Here is a 15,711-nt window from a genome sequence, read left to right on the forward strand (position 1 = left end):
TTTCGCGGGGCCCGGCGGCGGTACCCTACCGCGCGAGTGAAGGCTTGTCAGGCAGCCTGCAGGCGCGCCGTGGCCGCCAACAGATCGGTCTGGGTGATCAGCCCGAGAATCCGTTTGTCGTCGTCGACGATGATGACCGCATGGCTGCGGCCGTCGGTGAGCACCGGCAGCAGACCCATGGCGGCGAAGCCGGCGGCGGCTGTTGCCGCGGGCGATACAACGGATCCGACCGTCCCGGAGGCCTGGGTGAGTTCGCGCAACCCCACGGTGCCTGCCAGCCTGGCCTCCGCATTGACGACCGGCAAGGTCCGGATGTTGTGGTCAAGCAGCAATTGGCGCGCCGCCTCGGTGGAGGTGTGAGCATCGACCGAGATCACATCGCGCGACATGATATCCTCGCACAGAAGCGTCTTGTGCGCGCGTACCATCGCCTGCAATTCGACCTGCCGCAGCAGCCGGTCGAGATCGTTGCGATCGATATCGAATGTCTCGTCGAGTGCGCCAAGCGCGGCATCGATGTCTTCGGACCGGAAGCCCACGCGCAGCTGCGCCGGCGGGTCGCCGGTGCCGTGGCTGTTCGCCGGCGCTGCAACCGGTACATGCGGATAATTGCGCCGGGCCAGCCTGTGGAAGCCGTAGCCGAGCGTCACCAGCAGGATCGAGTTCAGCGCCACCGGCACGAATGGAAACAGGAAGCCGGCGCTGATGACGGCAGGCCCTCCCAGCACCGCGGTCAGCGCGGCCGCTCCGCCCGGCGGATGCAGGCAGCGCGTGAACGACATGGCGGCGATGGCCAGTGCCACCGCGATGCCGCTGGCAAGGGCGGTTTCGTGGATGAAATGCGCCACGATCACGCCGACCAGGGCCGATATCGTGTTGCCGCCGATGATCGACCATGGCTGTGCCAGCGGACTGGCGGGCACGGCGAACAGGAGCACCGCCGACGCCCCCATCGGCGCCACCAGCAGCGGCACATGCGGGCCGTTGCCGAGCACAAGGCTGGCGATCACGCCGGTGAGTGCAATCCCGATCGTCGCGCCGATACAGGCGACGAGACGCTCGCGCAGCGTTGCGCCGGCAAGAATGGGAACAAAAAGGCGGAAAGCCATGGGGTCGAAAACTCTGCCGGTATTCCAGGGGAAGTCGAAAATGTGCTGATCGCACCGCAATGACGCGGCAGCGCTGAATTTGAAAGCCAAACTGATCCGGGAAACCGCAATTTGAGGGAATAGAATTTCGCTAGCGCATGTCGCCCAAATGTGACCTCGGTTTTGGGAGAACGACATGCACAAAAACAAAACCTGAAGCGGGTCGCCTGAAAATCTTCAGGCGCGACACGCTTTAGGCCGCTGCTGCGGCGGTCAGGCCGCGCGAAATATCGGCCTTCAGGTCGTCGACATCCTCGAGGCCGATCTGCAGGCGGATCAACGGACCCTCATAGGGGGCTTTTGCAACGACACGGTCGCCAAGCCAGACCGGCACGGCAAGGCTCTCATAGCCGCCCCAGGAATAGCCGAGGCCGAAGATCCGCAGCGCGTCGAGGAAGGCGTGCTGCTGCTTCTGGCCGCCACCGGCAAGAACGATGGAAAAGATGCCGCTCGAGCCGGAAAAGTCGCGCTTCCACAGAGCGTGATCCGGATGGCTGGGCAGGGCCGGGTGGAGCACGCGCGCCACGCCCTTCTGGCCCTCGAGCCAGGAGGCGATGGCAAGCGTACTGCGCTGATGGTGTTCGAGGCGCACGCCCATGCTGCGCAGGCCACGCAGCACCTGGTAGACGTCGTCGGGCCCGGCGCAACAGCCAAGCGTGCAGAAGCTTTCGTAGAGGTGCGTCCAGCAGCTCTCCTTGGCCGACACCGTGCCAAGCAGCACGTCGGAATGGCCGGCCGGGTATTTGGTCGCCGCATGGATCGATATGTCGACACCGTGGTCGAGTGGGCGGAAATAGAGTGGCGTCGCCCAGGTGTTGTCCATCATGACGATGGCGCCCGCGGCGTGCGCCGCCTTGACGATGGCCGGGATGTCCTGCACCTCGAACGTGTTGGAGGCCGGCGATTCCGTGAACACCACCTTGGTGTTGGGCTTGATCAACGCCGCGATGCCGGCGCCGACATCGGGAGCGTAATACTCGACCTCGACGCCCAGCCGCTTCAGCATCGTGTCGGCGAAATTGCGGGTCGGATGATAGACGGTATCGACGATCAGCAGATGGTCGCCGGCCGAGACGAAGGCGAGCAGCGGCACCGTCACCGCCGCAAGGCCCGACGGCACCACGATCGTGCCTGCCGAGCCTTCCAGCGCGTCTATGGCATGGGCAAGCGCATCGGTCGTCGGTGTGCCGCGCGTGCCGTAAGTGTATTTCTGGCTGCGTGCCGCCATCGAAGCCGCGTCGCGAAACAGCACGGTCGAAGCATGCACCACCGGCGGATTGACGAAGCCAAAATAGTCATGCGGGTTGTTGCCCGAATGGGCAAGCCGCGTGTTGATGCCCATCCCGCCGTGCTCGCTGCCGTCTTTCGCCATTCTGCGTCGCCTTGTTTGACAAGCCGCTAGCCATAGTGCGGCGCTATGGACCGTGCAACAGCCACCGTCCGCCAGGAGGCGGACTTCGAATATGCCAATTCGTCGCGGCAAAAACAGCGATGCTGGGACAGGGTATCAAACGAAAAACCCGCCTGTGCGGCGGGTTATCGGCGCAAATCAGCACCATGGACGAATATGTACCATAGCTGAGGGCAGGGAGTCAAGAAAAAATTCCTATCGCAAAAGGCGGCCTTTTATTGAACTGCGTTCGGAGCCCTTGTCTCAGCCGATCGGTCTATTGTGGGCGGCTGTGGATGGTATATGATCGTCGGCTAATGTTAATCGCCGGATTGCTTCGATCAGATGCTGCCGGATGGTTGCTGCCGGTTGACCTCTGGTCCTCCACGATCCGGATCGCGCTCACGAAGCGTGAGCGCGGCAAGGGAGGAATGCCATGCCGGATGTCAAATGGGCCATGAAGGCGAGCGAATTCATCAACTGCAACTGCGCCTATGGCTGCCCGTGCCAGTTCAACGCCATGCCGACATACGGATTCTGCCAGGCGGTCGCCGGCATGGAAATCGAGAGCGGCCATCACGGCGACACCAAGCTCGACGGGTTGCGGTTCGTCGGGATTCTCAGCTGGCCCGGCGCCATACACCAGGGCGGGGGTGAAGCCGCGGTGGTCATCGACGAGAGGGCGACGGAAGCCCAACGTGGCGCGCTGCTTCGCATATTGGGTGGTCTGGACACCGAGCCAGGTGCAACGATATTTCAGGTCTTTTCGACCACTCTGGAGAAATTCCACGATCCGATCTTCGCGCCGATCGAGTTCAAGATCGACGTCGACGCGCGAACCGGTCAGTTGCATGTCGAGGGTATAACCGACGGTCGCGGCGAGCCGATCCGGAATCCGGTCACCGGCGCCGCGCACCAGGCGCGCATCGACTTGCCGCACGGCTTCGAATACGCGATCGCCGAGGTCGGGCGCGGCTGGACCAAGGCGACGGGCCCGATCAAGTTCGAGCTGGCCGATACGCACAGCCATTTCGCCAATCTGCATCTCACGCAGAGCGGCATCGTGCATTGACCTGATCCAATGGGCGATACGGCCCTCGAGGCGGTGCTGAGGCGCGATCGCGCGGTCGTGACGGTCGCGCTCGTCGTGATTGCCGTGCTCGCCTGGGCCTATGTGCTGTGGCTCGCCGCCACCATGGTCATGCCCGGCTCCCCCTTGCCGGACGGCGGAGGCGGCGACATGGCCGGCATGGATATGTCCGGCATTGATATGGGCGCCGCCATGGCGCCCGGCTTCCGGCCCTGGGCATTGGGCGATTTCGCCTTCACCTTCACGATGTGGGCGGTGATGATGGTCGGCATGATGACGCCGTCGGTCGCGCCGATGTTGCTGCTTTATGCCGGGGTCGGCCGCAAGGCGCGGGCGGATGGCCGGCCCATCGCTTCGACGGGATGGTTTTTTGCCGGCTATCTCGCCGTCTGGGTCGTCTTCAGCCTCCTGGCGACCGGTGCGCAATGGCTTCTCGCCCGTCTAGCCTTGCTCGATCCCTCGATGGCGACCGGCAGCGCGATCCTCGGCGGCCTCGTTCTGATCGCCGCCGGTCTCTATCAATGGACGCCGATGAAGGGCGTCTGCCTGCGCCAATGTCAGGCGCCGATCGCGTTCCTGGCCGGCCGTGGCGGATTCCGCTCCGCTCCGCTCGGCGCGCTTCGGCTCGGCATGGATCACGGCGCTTATTGCCTGGGGTGCTGCTGGGCGCTGATGGCTCTGTTGTTCGTCGGTGGCGTCATGAACGTGCTGTGGATCGCCGGCATCGCCATCCTTGTTCTGCTGGAGAAGACGGTGCCGACCGGGCAGCTGATTCCGCGCGTTTCAGGTGCGTTTATGGCTGCCATCGGGATCTGGATCGTCTTTCAAGCCCTTTGAGAACAGTCTTCGTCGGCGGTCTGTATTGGTATGCAGCCGTCAGTAAATTGTCAGATGACAATCTTGGGACCTGGTAGTTCGTCGCACGCGGAGGTCAACAACGACGAGGTATTGCCCGGGATGGATTTCGCTGCCGCGGCCCGTATTGGCCCGGCGTTGGCGTTGCATGAGATTTGCCGCCTTTATTAGCCCTGCTGGCTAAATCGCGGGCGTGTTTGTCTGTAAATCGGGCATTTGCGGCAATCGGTTTTCAAACTCTTTGGGTTTCGGTCATTTCCCTTGACCTCACAGGAATTATCGCCTTCGATGACATTTGTGAACGGGAGGCGGCGCGTCGGTTACGATGCGGGGTTCCGGGATGGGCCGGGATGGGAGCCGCGTTCACACGGGAGAAAAAATCAGGATTTACTCCTGAAAAACAGAGAAAAGGGTCTGTGGGTCATGAAACATATTGCTATCGGCATTCTAGGCGCCGCCACGCTTGGATTGATGGCGTCCGCCGCGTCGGCGGCCACGCTCGACACCGTCAAGGCGAAGGGCTTCATCCAGTGCGGCGTCTCCACCGGCCTGGCCGGCTTTTCGGCGCCGGACGACAAGGGTGACTGGCAAGGCATCGATGCGGATTTCTGCCGCGCTGTCGCGGCCGCCGTCTTTGGTGACGGCTCCAAGGTCAAGTTCACGCCGCTCAGCGCCAAGGAGCGGTTCACCGCGCTGCAGTCGGGCGAAATCGACATCCTGTCGCGCAACACCACCTGGACCATCAACCGCGATACGGCGCTTGGCCTGAATTTCATCGGCGTCACCTACTATGACGGCCAGGGTTTCATGATCAACGCCAAGAAGCTGCCGGGCGTCAATTCGGCATTGCAGCTTTCGGGCGCCGCTGTCTGCGTGCAGAGCGGCACCACCACCGAGCTGAACCTCGCCGACTACTTCAAGGCCAACAAGATGGAGTACAATCCCGTCGTCTTCGAAAAGCTGGAAGAGGTCAACGCCGCCTATGATGCCGGCCGCTGCGACGTCTACACCACCGATCAGTCGGGCCTCTATGGCATCCGCCTGACGCTGGGAGCGCCGGCCGACCATGTCGTGCTGCCCGAGATCATCTCCAAGGAGCCGCTCGGACCGGCCGTTCGCCAGGGCGACGACCAGTGGTACCACATCGTCAAGTGGACCTATTTCGCGCTGCTGCAGGCTGAAGAGCTCGGCATCACCAAGGCCAATGTCGATGAGATGAAGAACTCGGCCAGCCCCGAGATCAAGCGCGTGCTCGGCCAGGAAGCCGATACCAAGATCGGTACCGATCTCGGCGTCTCCAATGACTGGGTGGTCAACATCGTCAAGGCCGTCGGCAATTATGGCGAAATGTTCGAGCGCAATGTCGGCTCGGGCAGCCCGCTGAAGATCGCGCGCGGCATCAACGCGCTGTGGACCAAGGGCGGCCTGCAATACGCGCCGCCGATCCGCTGATCGAAATGTGATCCGGGAGGCAGATCATCTGCCTCCCGGTTTCTCTTTCCAGGGGACGGTCGAATGGCATCGCAGGACATACTTCGCGAGGAGCCCAGCCGCGGTTCCTTCATCAACGATCCGAAGATCCGGGGCATATTCTTCCAGGTGCTGGTCGTCGTGCTGCTGGTGGCGGGCGTCTGGTGGATTGCCCACAATGTCATCGACAACCTGACGCGGCTGCGCATCGCTTCGGGCTTCGGCTTCCTCAAGGGCCGCGCCGGCTTCGACATCAGCGAGAGCGCGATCGCCTATTCGTCGGATTCGACCTATGGCCGCGCGATTCTGGTCGGCCTCATCAACACCTTGATCGTCGCCATCGTCGGCATCATCACCGCGACAATCATCGGCTTCGTCATCGGCATCGGCCGGCTCTCGCAGAACTGGCTGATCAGGAAGATCTGCACCGTCTATGTCGAGGTCTTCCGCAACATCCCGCCGTTGCTGGTCATCTTCTTCTGGTATTCCGGCGTGCTGGCCGTGTTGCCGGCGCCGCGCGACAGCATCGGTTTGCCGTTCGGCTCCTTCCTCAACCAGCGCGGTTTCTATTTTCCACGCGCCGTATGGGGCGACGGCTCATGGCTGATCTTCGTCGCCCTGCTCGTCGGCATCGCCATGGCGTGGTTCGTCGCGCGCAGGGCGCGGCAACGGCAGATGGCGACCGGCCAGCAATTTCCGGTGTTTTGGACGTCCGCGGCGCTGATCGTCGGGCTGCCGCTGCTCGCCTATGCGCTGAGCGGCTTTCCCCTGAGTTTCGACTACCCGAAGCAGTCGACTTTCAACCTGACCGGCGGCTTCCAGGTCCGGCCGGAGTTCCTGTCGCTTTATCTGGCGCTGTCCTGCTATACCGCCGCCTTCATCGCCGAGATCGTGCGCGCCGGCATCAGGGGTGTCAGCGCGGGCCAGACGGAAGCTGCCGGTGCGTTGGGGTTGCGGTCCGGATCGATCCTGCGGCTGGTCGTCGTGCCGCAGGCCATGCGCATCGTTATTCCGCCGCTGACCAGCCAGTATCTCAACCTGACCAAGAACTCGTCGCTGGCTATCGCCATCGGCTATCCGGACCTGACGGCGACCGCCGGGACGGTGCTGAACCAGACCGGCCAGGCCGTCGAGGGCGTGGTGATCATGATGGTGATCTATCTCGCCATCAGTCTCCTGACCTCGCTGGTGATGAACTGGTTCAACGCCAAGATGGCGCTGGTGGAGAGGTGAGGTAAGGACATGCAAGAACATGATATGTCCTGGGTGCGCACCGAAATGGTGCTGGCGCAGCCGGCGCCCGCCAGCGTCACCGGCCTCGGCGCATGGGTGCGCAAGAACCTGATCGCTTCTGCCGGCGACACCATTTTGACCATCGTCGGCATCGCCCTGGTGGCGATGATCCTGCCGCAAATCATCAATTGGGCGTTCATCAACGCCGTGTGGACGGGACCGGACCGGACCGTATGCGCCACGGTGGCGCAAGGCGGCATCCAGCCGGATGGCTGGACCGGCGCCTGCTGGGCTTTCGTCAACGCCAAATTCGGCCAGTTCATGGTCGGACGCTATCCCATCGAGGAGCGCTGGCGGCCGATTCTGGTCGCCATACTGTTCGTGGCACTGCTGGTGCCGATGCTTATCCCGAAAGTGCCGCGCAAAGGGCTGAATGCGGTTCTGCTGTTCTTCGTGCTGCCGGTCGTCTCCTTCGTCCTGCTGGTCGGCGGCATGTTCGGCCTGCCGCATGTCGAGACCTCGCTGTGGGGCGGGCTGCTGGTAACGCTCAGCCTGTCTTTCGTCGGCATTGCCGTGTCGCTGCCGCTCGGCATCGTGCTGGCGCTCGGCCGCCGTTCCAAGATGCCGATCATCAAGACGCTGTGCGTCGTCTTCATCGAGACGGTGCGCGGCATCCCGCTGATCACCGTGCTGTTCTTTGCCAGCGTCATGCTGCCGCTGTTCCTGCCGGAGGGTGTCTCGTTCGACAAGTTCCTGCGCGCTTTGATCGGTGTGTCGCTGTTTGCCGCGGCCTATATGGCCGAAGTGGTGCGCGGCGGCCTGCAGGCGATCCCCAAGGGCCAGTATGAAGGTGCCGATTCGCTCGGTCTCGGCTATTGGCAGAAAATGTATTTCATCGTCATGCCGCAGGCGCTGAAACTGGTCATCCCGGGCATCGTCAACACCTTCATCGGCATGTTCAAGGACACCAGCCTGGTCATCATCATCTCGATGTTCGACCTGCTCGGCATCGTCAAACAGAATTTCTCCGATGCAAACTGGGCAACCGCGCAGACGGCGAGGTCCGGCCTGATCTTCGCGGCCTTCGTCTTCTGGCTGTTCTGCTTCGGCATGTCGCGCTATTCAATGTACACCGAACGCCGGCTCGACACCGGCCACAAACGCTAAACAAAAGAACAAGGGGACCCCTGTCATGGCCACCGAAAATGCCGTCAGCGCCGAAGAGATCAAGGTCAACGCCGCCAAGATGCAGATTTCCACCACCGATGTCGCCATCGACATCATCGCCATGCACAAATGGTATGGCGAGTTCCATGTGCTGAAGGACATCAACCTGAAAGTGATGCGCGGCGAGCGCATCGTCATCTGCGGCCCCTCCGGCTCCGGCAAATCGACGATGATCCGCTGCATCAATCGCCTGGAGGAGCACCAGAAGGGCAAGATCATTGTCGACGGCAAGGAATTGACCAACGATCTCAAGAAGATCGACGAGGTGCGCCGCGAGGTCGGCATGGTGTTCCAGCACTTCAACCTGTTTCCGCATCTGACCATCCTGGAGAACTGCACGCTGGCGCCGATCTGGGTGCGCAAGACGCCGAAGAAGCAGGCCGAGGAAATCGCCATGCATTTCCTCAAGCGCGTCAAGATTCCGGAACAGGCCAACAAATATCCCGGCCAGCTTTCCGGCGGCCAGCAGCAGCGTGTGGCGATTGCCCGCTCGCTGTGCATGAACCCGCGCATCATGCTGTTCGATGAGCCGACCTCGGCGCTCGATCCGGAGATGATCAAGGAAGTGCTGGAGACGATGGTTGGTCTTGCCGAGGAAGGCATGACCATGCTGTGCGTCACCCACGAGATGGGCTTCGCCCGCAAGGTCGCCAACCGGGTGATCTTCATGGACCAGGGCCAGATCGTCGAGCAGAACACGCCGGCCGAGTTCTTCGACCACCCGCGCCACGAGCGCACGAAGCTGTTCCTGTCGCAGATCCTGCACTAGGCCTCGACGGCCACGAAGAGCCCGGCTGAAGCACTGCCGGGCTCTTTTGCGTATGGGATAACAGGCGGGCGTTCGTGTCGCGCCGGAGCGCGTTTGCAGGGCCGCCTTTCATGAAAAGACTGGGACGTTTTCTAGGTCTTCTGTTGGTTGTCGTCGCACTCGCCGTGACGACGGGCACCTTCGTGCCACGGCCGCTGTGGCCGGCGGCCGCCGCCATGCCCGCGGCGACGCGCCACATCCTGGTGCTGAACAATCCGATACACACCGATATCGCCATCCCGGTCGATGACGCCGTGCGCCGGCGTTTCCATTTCCTGGTCGACGCGGGCATACCGGCCGACAGGCCGGAGGTCCGCTACATCGTCTTCGGCTGGGGCGGCCGCGCCTTCTACCTGGAGACGCCGACATGGTCCGAGCTGAAGGCGGTGCCGGTGATGAAGGCACTGACACTCGACGCCTCGGTCATGCATGTCGATGTCGCCGGTGACATCGTCGAACCGCGCCCCGATATCGCGGGGTTCGACATCACTGAGGATCGGTTCACGGCGTTGCTCGATTTCATCGATGCGAGTTTCCAGCGGGGACCGGAAGGCCCGATCCTCGTTCCGGACGCAGCCTATTCGAGGTTCGACGGCTTCTACGAAGCCAATGGCCATTTCAACGCACTGGTCGGCTGCAACACCTGGACGGCGGCGGCCTTGCGCATCGCCGGCCTGCGCACCGGCTGGTGGAACCCGCTGCCTGCATCGCTCGGGCTGTCGATGAGCTTGTACAATTAGCGTGGGCATTCCGCGAATTGGCGTCGCGTTCCTTCACACCCCCCTCTGTCCTGCCGGACAGTCCGGCAGGACAGAGGGGGGTGCTGTCCCACCAACCGATTGTGCTTGTACGCTCAGCGTCGAATGATCTTCTGAGCCTGCCACCCATAGAGCCAGTCCAGATCCGCCGCGAGTTTTTCCGACGAGCGCACCTTCAGGAACACATTGCGCGCAATCGCCACTGGACCCACGGCATGCCAGGCCAGCCGGTTGACAGCGCCGCGTCGGGCGACCTGCGCGACACGCGGCCGCCGTGACTGCTCCCAGACGGCAAGCGCGGCCAGAGGATCGGCAGGGAAGTCGGCAATGATATCGGCAAGCGTCGCAGCATCCTCGATCGCCATCGCCGCACCCTGCGCCGCGAACGGGGTCATCGCATGCGCGGCGTCGCCGATCAGCGCCATGTTGCCGGTCGTCCAAGGTTGTTTGCTGTCGACCGTGTGGATCGGCCACGCCGTCCACGGGCCGGCCTGCTCGACCAGACGGGCAAGTTCTGCCGAGGTGCCGCGGAGGGCTCGGGCCAGGATACCGGCGTCGGCGTTGCCGGACCAGCCCTCGGCGATGCGTTCGCCCTTGGTGAAGGCGGCGAGGTTGAAGGCCGCACCCTTGCTGACGGGATAGGCGACCATGTGGAAGCCGGGATGCAGGAAGGTGGTGACGCAGTCCTTGGCGCCGATGGCTGCAAAGGTTTGCCCGGCGGCGCTGTCAACCGCGACGGTGGCGCGCCAGGCCAGTTCGCCGGAGAAATGGCTCCTTGCGAAGGCCGCTCCCTTGCTCGAATGGGCAAGCCCGCGCACCGACGACCAGACGCCGTCGGCGCCGACCAGCAGGAAGCCCTCGGCCTCGACAGTCTTGCCGGCCATCTCGGCCGTCACCGTGATGCCATGGGTGTCGGCGGCAATGGTGCTGATGCGCGCCCCGGTGACGGTCTCGATGTTGGCGATTTCGTTGGCCGTCGCCAGTAGCGCGCTCTGCAGGTCGGCCCGATGAGCGACGAGATAGGGTGCCCCCCAGCGGCTTTCGGCGGCTTGCCCCAGCGGCACGCGCGCCAGTTCGCGCAAGGTCGCGGCCTCCTTCAACACCACGGCTTCCGGCCGCACCGCCGCCGGCAGCAGCCGGTCGAGTACGCCAAGCTGGCGAAGGATGCGTGTCGCGTTGGGAGAAAGCTGAATGCCGGCGCCTGCCGCTTCCAGGCGCTGCGCCTGTTCGAACACCCGTACCGAGTAGCCGCGTTCGGCGAACGCCAGCGCTGCGGTCAATCCGGCGACACCCGCCCCGGCGATGACAATTTGCCGGGAGCGCGTGTCGTTCATCGGGCTGGTCGCGAAGGACTCAGGCGGCCTGGTCGATATAGATGCAGCCGGCCGGCAGCGTCTCGGTCGCCTTCAGCTTCGGCGAATAGCGGTAGAGCGTCGAGCAATAGGGGCAGACTTTTTCGTTGTCGTCGCCCATGTCCAGAAACACATGCGGGTGGTCGAAAGGCGGATTGGCGCCCGTGCACATGAATTCCTTCACGCCGATGTCGATTGCCTGAAAGCCCGCATCGTTCTGAAAATGGGGAATGGAACCGCCTGCCATCGTCGTCTCCTTAACGCAGTCTCGTCTGCATCTGGATCATATCAGGCCTCTTTGCAAGTTCGATGAAATGAAACTGTCGCAAAAGCCTGTCAGAGGATAAGTTAAGCCGGTTAACCCATGAACCGAAAACCGAGTTCGGTTTCCGGGGGGACCATGGGTCGCTATAAAGACGGCTAACCGGCTGACGGTACGGGAAGAGCGGGAATCATGAACGAACTGAAGCCGGTGCAGAGTGAATTCGTGAACGTCGAGGTGGCTCGCCCGGAGGGCGGCAACCCGGACCGGTTTGTCAACCGCGAGTTTTCCTGGCTGCAGTTCAACCGGCGCGTTCTCGAGGAATCGCTGAACCTCAATCATCCGCTGCTGGAGCGCGTTCGCTTCCTGTCGATCTCGGCCGCCAATCTCGACGAGTTCTTCATGGTCCGCGTCGCCGGTCTTGCCGGCCAGGTGCGCGAGGGCATCACGCTGAAGAGCCCTGACGGGCGCACCCCCGAACAGCAGCTCGAACAACTGCTGCGCGAGGTCGAGCGGCTGCAGGAAGACCAGCAGAAGAGCCTTTCGGCGCTGACCGTGCTGCTCAACAAGGAAGGCATCGAGAGCATCACCCGCGATGCGCTGACCAAGGACGAGAAAATCTGGCTGGAAGACCATTTCCAGGAACAGGTTTTCCCGGTGCTCACCCCGCTGTCGATCGATCCGGCGCACCCGTTCCCGTTCATTCCCAATCTCGGCTTCTCGATGGCGCTGCAATTGCGCCATCGCAAGAATGGCGAGGAGATGAGCGCGCTGCTGCGCCTGCCGGTGGCGCTGAAGCGCTTCATCCGTCTGCCGGACCGCAAGCATCATGTCCGCTTCATCCCGCTGGAAGAGGCGGTCGGCCTCTATATCGGCAAGCTCTTCCCCGGCTACGAGGTCAAGGGCTCCGGCACGTTCCGCATCATTCGCGACAGCGATATCGAGGTCGAGGAGGAGTCCGAGGATCTGGTTCGCCTGTTCGAAACGGCGCTGAAGCGGCGGCGGCGCGGTTCGGTGATCCGCATCGAATTCGACAGGCTGATGCCTGGCGAATTGCGCGACTTCGTCGCCGGCGAGCTTGGCGTGTCGTCGAGCCGCATCAGCGTGCTCACCGGGCCGCTGGCGCTCAGCCAGATTTCCGAGATCGTCGCCGTCCCTCGCGACGACCTGAAATTCATGCCCTACAATCCGCGTTTTCCCGAGCGTATCCGCGAGCATGGCGGCGATTGTTTCGCCGCCATCCGCGAGAAGGACATCGTCGTCCATCACCCCTACGAATCGTTTGACGTCGTGGTGCAGTTCCTGCGCCAGGCGATGGCCGATCCGGAAGTGGTGGCGATCAAGCAGACGCTTTACCGCACCTCCAATGACAGCCCGATCGTGCGTGCGCTGGTCGACGCGGCCGAGGCCGGCAAGTCGGTCACCGCGCTGGTCGAGCTCAAGGCGCGCTTCGACGAAGAAGCCAACATTCGCTGGGCGCGCGACCTGGAGCGTGCCGGCGTGCAGGTCGTGTTCGGCTTTCTCGAGCTGAAAACCCATTCGAAAATGTCGCTGGTGGTGCGGCGCGAGGACGGCAAGCTGCGCAACTACGTGCACCTCGGCACCGGCAACTACCATCCGGTAACGGCGCGCATCTACACCGACCTGTCCTTCTTCACCACCGATCCGACGATTGCCCGCGATGTCGCCCAGCTGTTCAATTTCATCACCGGCTATGCCGAGCCGACGGACGAAATGCGGCTGGCGATCTCGCCGTTCACGCTGAGAAGCCGCATCCTGAAGCACATTGCCGACGAGATTGCCTACGCGGTGCAGGGGAAACCGGCGCGCATCTGGATGAAGATGAACGCACTCGTCGATCCGATCATCATCGACGCGCTCTACGATGCCAGCCGCGCCGGCGTCGAGATCGATCTTGTCGTGCGCGGCATCTGCTGCCTGCGGCCTCAGGTTCCGGGCCTGTCGGAAAACATCCGCGTAAAATCGATCGTCGGCCGTTTTCTCGAACACAGCCGCATTTACTGTTTCGGCAATGGGTACGGCCTGCCGTCGGACGAGGCGATCGTCTACATCTCTTCGGCCGACCTGATGCCGCGCAATCTCGACCGCCGCGTCGAAACCATGGTGCCGATCACCAATCCAACTGTGCATGAACAGATCCTTGGCCAGATCATGCTGGGCAACATCATGGACAATCAACAAAGTTTCGACGTATTGGCTGATGGAACCTCCCGGCGCGTCGTGCTGGAGGAGGGCGAGGAACCGTTCAACGCGCAGGAATATTTCATGACCAATCCGAGCCTGTCGGGACGGGGTGACGCGCTGAAGTCGCATGCGCCCAAGCGCATCGCGCAGTTCAAGCGCCGCAAGAAGAACGCCGCAGCGTCCGGCTGATGCTGTCTGATTCCCAGGGCCGGCTGCAGGACCGCCGACCGCTGTCCATCATCGACATCGGATCGAACTCGATCCGCCTCGTCGTCTATGAGGGGCTGGCGCGTTCGCCGACCATGCTGTTCAACGAAAAGATGCTGGCTGGTCTGGGCCGGGGCATCGTTTCGACCGGCAAGCTCGATCCCGAGGCGGTGACGCGCTCGATGGAAGAGTTCCGCCGCTTTCGCGCGCTTTCCGACCAGGCCGGCGCCGAGCATATGTATGTGCTGGCCACCGCCGCGGCCCGCGAGGCGGTCAACGGCCCCGATTTCATCCACCGCGCCGAGGATGTGCTGAAGACCGAGATCCGTGTCATCAGCGGCCGTCAGGAAGCCTATTATTCCGCGCTCGGCGTCATTTCCGGCTTCCACCCGGCCAATGGCATCGCCGGCGACCTGGGCGGCGGCAGCCTCGAGCTGGTCGACGTCAGCGGCGAAGCGATCGGTGACGGCATCACGCTGCCGCTGGGCGGCCTGCGCCTGCAGGACATGGCGAAGAACTCGCTGGTTCAGGCGGCGAAGATCGCGCGTGACGAACTGGCGAAGGCCAAGCTGTTGAAAGGCGGGCAGGGCAGGCCCTTCTACGCCGTCGGCGGCACTTGGCGAAATCTTGCCCGGCTGCACATGGAAATGACCAACTATCCGCTTGGCGTCATGCACCATTACGAGATATCGGCCGAAAGCGCGGCGAATTTCCTCAAGCAGGTGGCCAAGGCCGAGATCGAGAAGGTCAAGGGCATCGAAGGCGTTTCCAAGAACCGCCGTTCGCTGCTGCCTTATGGCGCCGTCGTGCTGCAGGAGATCATGGCGGCGATGCAGCCGTCGAAGATCATCGTTTCGGCTCTGGGTGTACGCGAAGGCTTTCTCTATTCGCTGCTCGACGAGGCGGAGCAGAAGGCCGATCCGCTGATTTCGGCCTCGGAGGAACTCGCCCGCCTGCGCTCACGCTCCGTCGCCCATGCGCATGAGCTCGTCGACTGGACCGCCAAAACCTTTGCCGCTTTCGGCATCGACGAGACCGAAGACGAGGCGCGCTACCGCCACGCGGCCGCATTGCTGGCCGATATCGGTTGGCGCGCGCACCCCGAATATCGCGGCAAGCAATCGCTCAACATCATTGCGCACGCTTCCTTCTTCGGCGTCGACCATCCCGGCCGTGCTTTCCTGGCCATGGCCAACGCCTATCGTCACGACGGCATCTTCAACGAAGCCATCGCCCCCGAGATCAAGGCGCTGGCGCCGCCGCGTTATCTGGAGCGCGCCCGCGTGCTCGCCGCGATGATGCGCGTCGTCTACCTGCTGACGGCGTCGATGCCCGGCATCATGCCCAGGCTGAAATGGGAACAGCGCGCCAACGGCGTGCTGGCGCTGGTCTTGCCGGCATCGCTGGCCGATCTCTATGGCGAGCGGCCGGCCGGGCGCCTGGCGCAACTGGCCAGGATCACCAACCGCCGGCTGGTGCTGGCCGTCGAAGGTGGGCCCAGTGGGTCGGTGAAGTAGAGTCGGAGCAGAGCGGATTAGAACCTGCTCGGTCGAGTTTCTTCACACCCCTCTCTGTCCTGCCGGACATCTCCCCCGCAAGGGGGTGTTTGGACCGGAGACATCGCGAACAGGTGTGCGAGGACATCGCGCACAGTTTGGCGTGCTTTGCGCCGGGAGGTTCGCGATGCCATTTGGGAACACCAGCGT

General features: G+C 63.0%; 13 protein-coding genes. 9 read left to right on the plus strand and 4 right to left on the minus strand.

The window, feature by feature from the left end; translation table 11 throughout:
* Nucleotides 1-47: 47 nt before the first annotated feature.
* A complete protein-coding gene (locus NKK51_RS27885; RefSeq protein ID WP_352555364.1) occupies nt 48-1,109 on the minus strand; it encodes an HPP family protein in 1,062 nt (353 codons plus the stop codon).
* Nucleotides 1,110-1,341: 232 nt separating this feature from the next.
* Nucleotides 1,342-2,520, minus strand: coding sequence for a cystathionine beta-lyase (locus tag NKK51_RS27890; protein WP_352555366.1), 1,179 nt, complete (start codon nt 2,518-2,520; stop codon nt 1,342-1,344).
* 454 nt (nt 2,521-2,974) lie between these two features.
* Here NKK51_RS27890 and NKK51_RS27895 point away from each other — a divergent pair, with 454 nt between their 5' ends.
* From NKK51_RS27895 to NKK51_RS27925, 7 genes are all read left to right on the plus strand, one after another.
* The gene (locus NKK51_RS27895) at nt 2,975-3,610 is read left to right on the plus strand and encodes a DUF1326 domain-containing protein (protein ID WP_352555368.1); all 636 of its coding nucleotides are present in this window, start codon (nt 2,975-2,977) and stop codon (nt 3,608-3,610) included.
* Between the two features lie 9 nt (nt 3,611-3,619).
* Nucleotides 3,620-4,465 carry a DUF2182 domain-containing protein gene (locus tag NKK51_RS27900; protein WP_352555370.1) on the plus strand — a complete coding sequence of 282 codons (846 nt, stop codon included), beginning with the start codon at nt 3,620-3,622 and terminating at the stop codon, nt 4,463-4,465.
* Nucleotides 4,466-4,906: 441 nt separating this feature from the next.
* The gene (locus tag NKK51_RS27905; protein ID WP_023814120.1) at nt 4,907-5,935 is read left to right on the plus strand and encodes an amino acid ABC transporter substrate-binding protein; all 1,029 of its coding nucleotides are present in this window, start codon (nt 4,907-4,909) and stop codon (nt 5,933-5,935) included.
* Between the two features lie 63 nt (nt 5,936-5,998).
* The gene (locus NKK51_RS27910) at nt 5,999-7,186 is read left to right on the plus strand and encodes an amino acid ABC transporter permease (protein WP_352555372.1); all 1,188 of its coding nucleotides are present in this window, start codon (nt 5,999-6,001) and stop codon (nt 7,184-7,186) included.
* Nucleotides 7,187-7,195: 9 nt separating this feature from the next.
* Nucleotides 7,196-8,353: an amino acid ABC transporter permease gene (locus tag NKK51_RS27915; RefSeq protein WP_127289116.1), complete on the plus strand. Its 1,158-nt coding sequence runs from the start codon at nt 7,196-7,198 to the stop codon at nt 8,351-8,353.
* Between the two features lie 79 nt (nt 8,354-8,432).
* Nucleotides 8,433-9,182: an amino acid ABC transporter ATP-binding protein gene (locus NKK51_RS27920; RefSeq protein WP_031213892.1), complete on the plus strand. Its 750-nt coding sequence runs from the start codon at nt 8,433-8,435 to the stop codon at nt 9,180-9,182.
* Nucleotides 9,183-9,292: 110 nt separating this feature from the next.
* Nucleotides 9,293-9,961, plus strand: a complete 669-nt coding sequence (locus NKK51_RS27925; protein WP_352555373.1) for a TIGR02117 family protein — start codon at nt 9,293-9,295, stop codon at nt 9,959-9,961.
* Nucleotides 9,962-10,074: 113 nt separating this feature from the next.
* Here NKK51_RS27925 and NKK51_RS27930 read toward each other — a convergent pair whose 3' ends face one another.
* Nucleotides 10,075-11,313 carry an FAD-dependent monooxygenase gene (locus tag NKK51_RS27930; protein WP_352555375.1) on the minus strand — a complete coding sequence of 413 codons (1,239 nt, stop codon included), beginning with the start codon at nt 11,311-11,313 and terminating at the stop codon, nt 10,075-10,077.
* Nucleotides 11,314-11,332: 19 nt separating this feature from the next.
* Nucleotides 11,333-11,578, minus strand: a complete 246-nt coding sequence (locus NKK51_RS27935; protein WP_224696089.1) for a zinc-finger domain-containing protein — start codon at nt 11,576-11,578, stop codon at nt 11,333-11,335.
* Between the two features lie 207 nt (nt 11,579-11,785).
* Here NKK51_RS27935 and NKK51_RS27940 point away from each other — a divergent pair, with 207 nt between their 5' ends.
* Together NKK51_RS27940 and ppx are read left to right on the plus strand one after the other, a co-directional pair.
* Nucleotides 11,786-13,987, plus strand: coding sequence for an RNA degradosome polyphosphate kinase (locus NKK51_RS27940; RefSeq protein WP_352555377.1), 2,202 nt, complete (start codon nt 11,786-11,788; stop codon nt 13,985-13,987).
* Nucleotides 13,987-15,522, plus strand: a complete 1,536-nt coding sequence (ppx, locus tag NKK51_RS27945; protein WP_352555379.1) for an exopolyphosphatase — start codon at nt 13,987-13,989, stop codon at nt 15,520-15,522. The genes NKK51_RS27940 and ppx overlap by 1 nt, the downstream gene beginning before the upstream one ends.
* Nucleotides 15,523-15,711 lie beyond the last annotated feature (189 nt).

This window comes from Mesorhizobium sp. M0011, assembly GCF_040324155.1.
Taxonomy (GTDB): Bacteria; Pseudomonadota; Alphaproteobacteria; order Rhizobiales; family Rhizobiaceae; genus Mesorhizobium.

What these genes read in the sequence shown, in the direction of transcription:
- NKK51_RS27885 (WP_352555364.1), bottom strand. Translation starts at nt 1,109, where the DNA reads ATGGCTTTCCGCCTTTTTGTTCCCATTCTTGCCGGCGCAACGCTGCGC.
- NKK51_RS27925 (WP_352555373.1), top strand. Translation starts at nt 9,293, where the DNA reads ATGAAAAGACTGGGACGTTTTCTAGGTCTTCTGTTGGTTGTCGTCGCA.
- NKK51_RS27920 (WP_031213892.1), top strand. Translation starts at nt 8,433, where the DNA reads ATGCAGATTTCCACCACCGATGTCGCCATCGACATCATCGCCATGCAC.
- NKK51_RS27895 (WP_352555368.1), top strand. Translation starts at nt 2,975, where the DNA reads ATGCCGGATGTCAAATGGGCCATGAAGGCGAGCGAATTCATCAACTGC.
- NKK51_RS27890 (WP_352555366.1), bottom strand. Translation starts at nt 2,520, where the DNA reads ATGGCGAAAGACGGCAGCGAGCACGGCGGGATGGGCATCAACACGCGG.
- NKK51_RS27935 (WP_224696089.1), bottom strand. Translation starts at nt 11,578, where the DNA reads ATGGCAGGCGGTTCCATTCCCCATTTTCAGAACGATGCGGGCTTTCAG.
- NKK51_RS27915 (WP_127289116.1), top strand. Translation starts at nt 7,196, where the DNA reads ATGCAAGAACATGATATGTCCTGGGTGCGCACCGAAATGGTGCTGGCG.
- NKK51_RS27905 (WP_023814120.1), top strand. Translation starts at nt 4,907, where the DNA reads ATGAAACATATTGCTATCGGCATTCTAGGCGCCGCCACGCTTGGATTG.
- NKK51_RS27930 (WP_352555375.1), bottom strand. Translation starts at nt 11,313, where the DNA reads ATGAACGACACGCGCTCCCGGCAAATTGTCATCGCCGGGGCGGGTGTC.
- ppx (WP_352555379.1), top strand. Translation starts at nt 13,987, where the DNA reads ATGCTGTCTGATTCCCAGGGCCGGCTGCAGGACCGCCGACCGCTGTCC.
- NKK51_RS27940 (WP_352555377.1), top strand. Translation starts at nt 11,786, where the DNA reads ATGAACGAACTGAAGCCGGTGCAGAGTGAATTCGTGAACGTCGAGGTG.
- NKK51_RS27900 (WP_352555370.1), top strand. Translation starts at nt 3,620, where the DNA reads ATGGGCGATACGGCCCTCGAGGCGGTGCTGAGGCGCGATCGCGCGGTC.
- NKK51_RS27910 (WP_352555372.1), top strand. Translation starts at nt 5,999, where the DNA reads ATGGCATCGCAGGACATACTTCGCGAGGAGCCCAGCCGCGGTTCCTTC.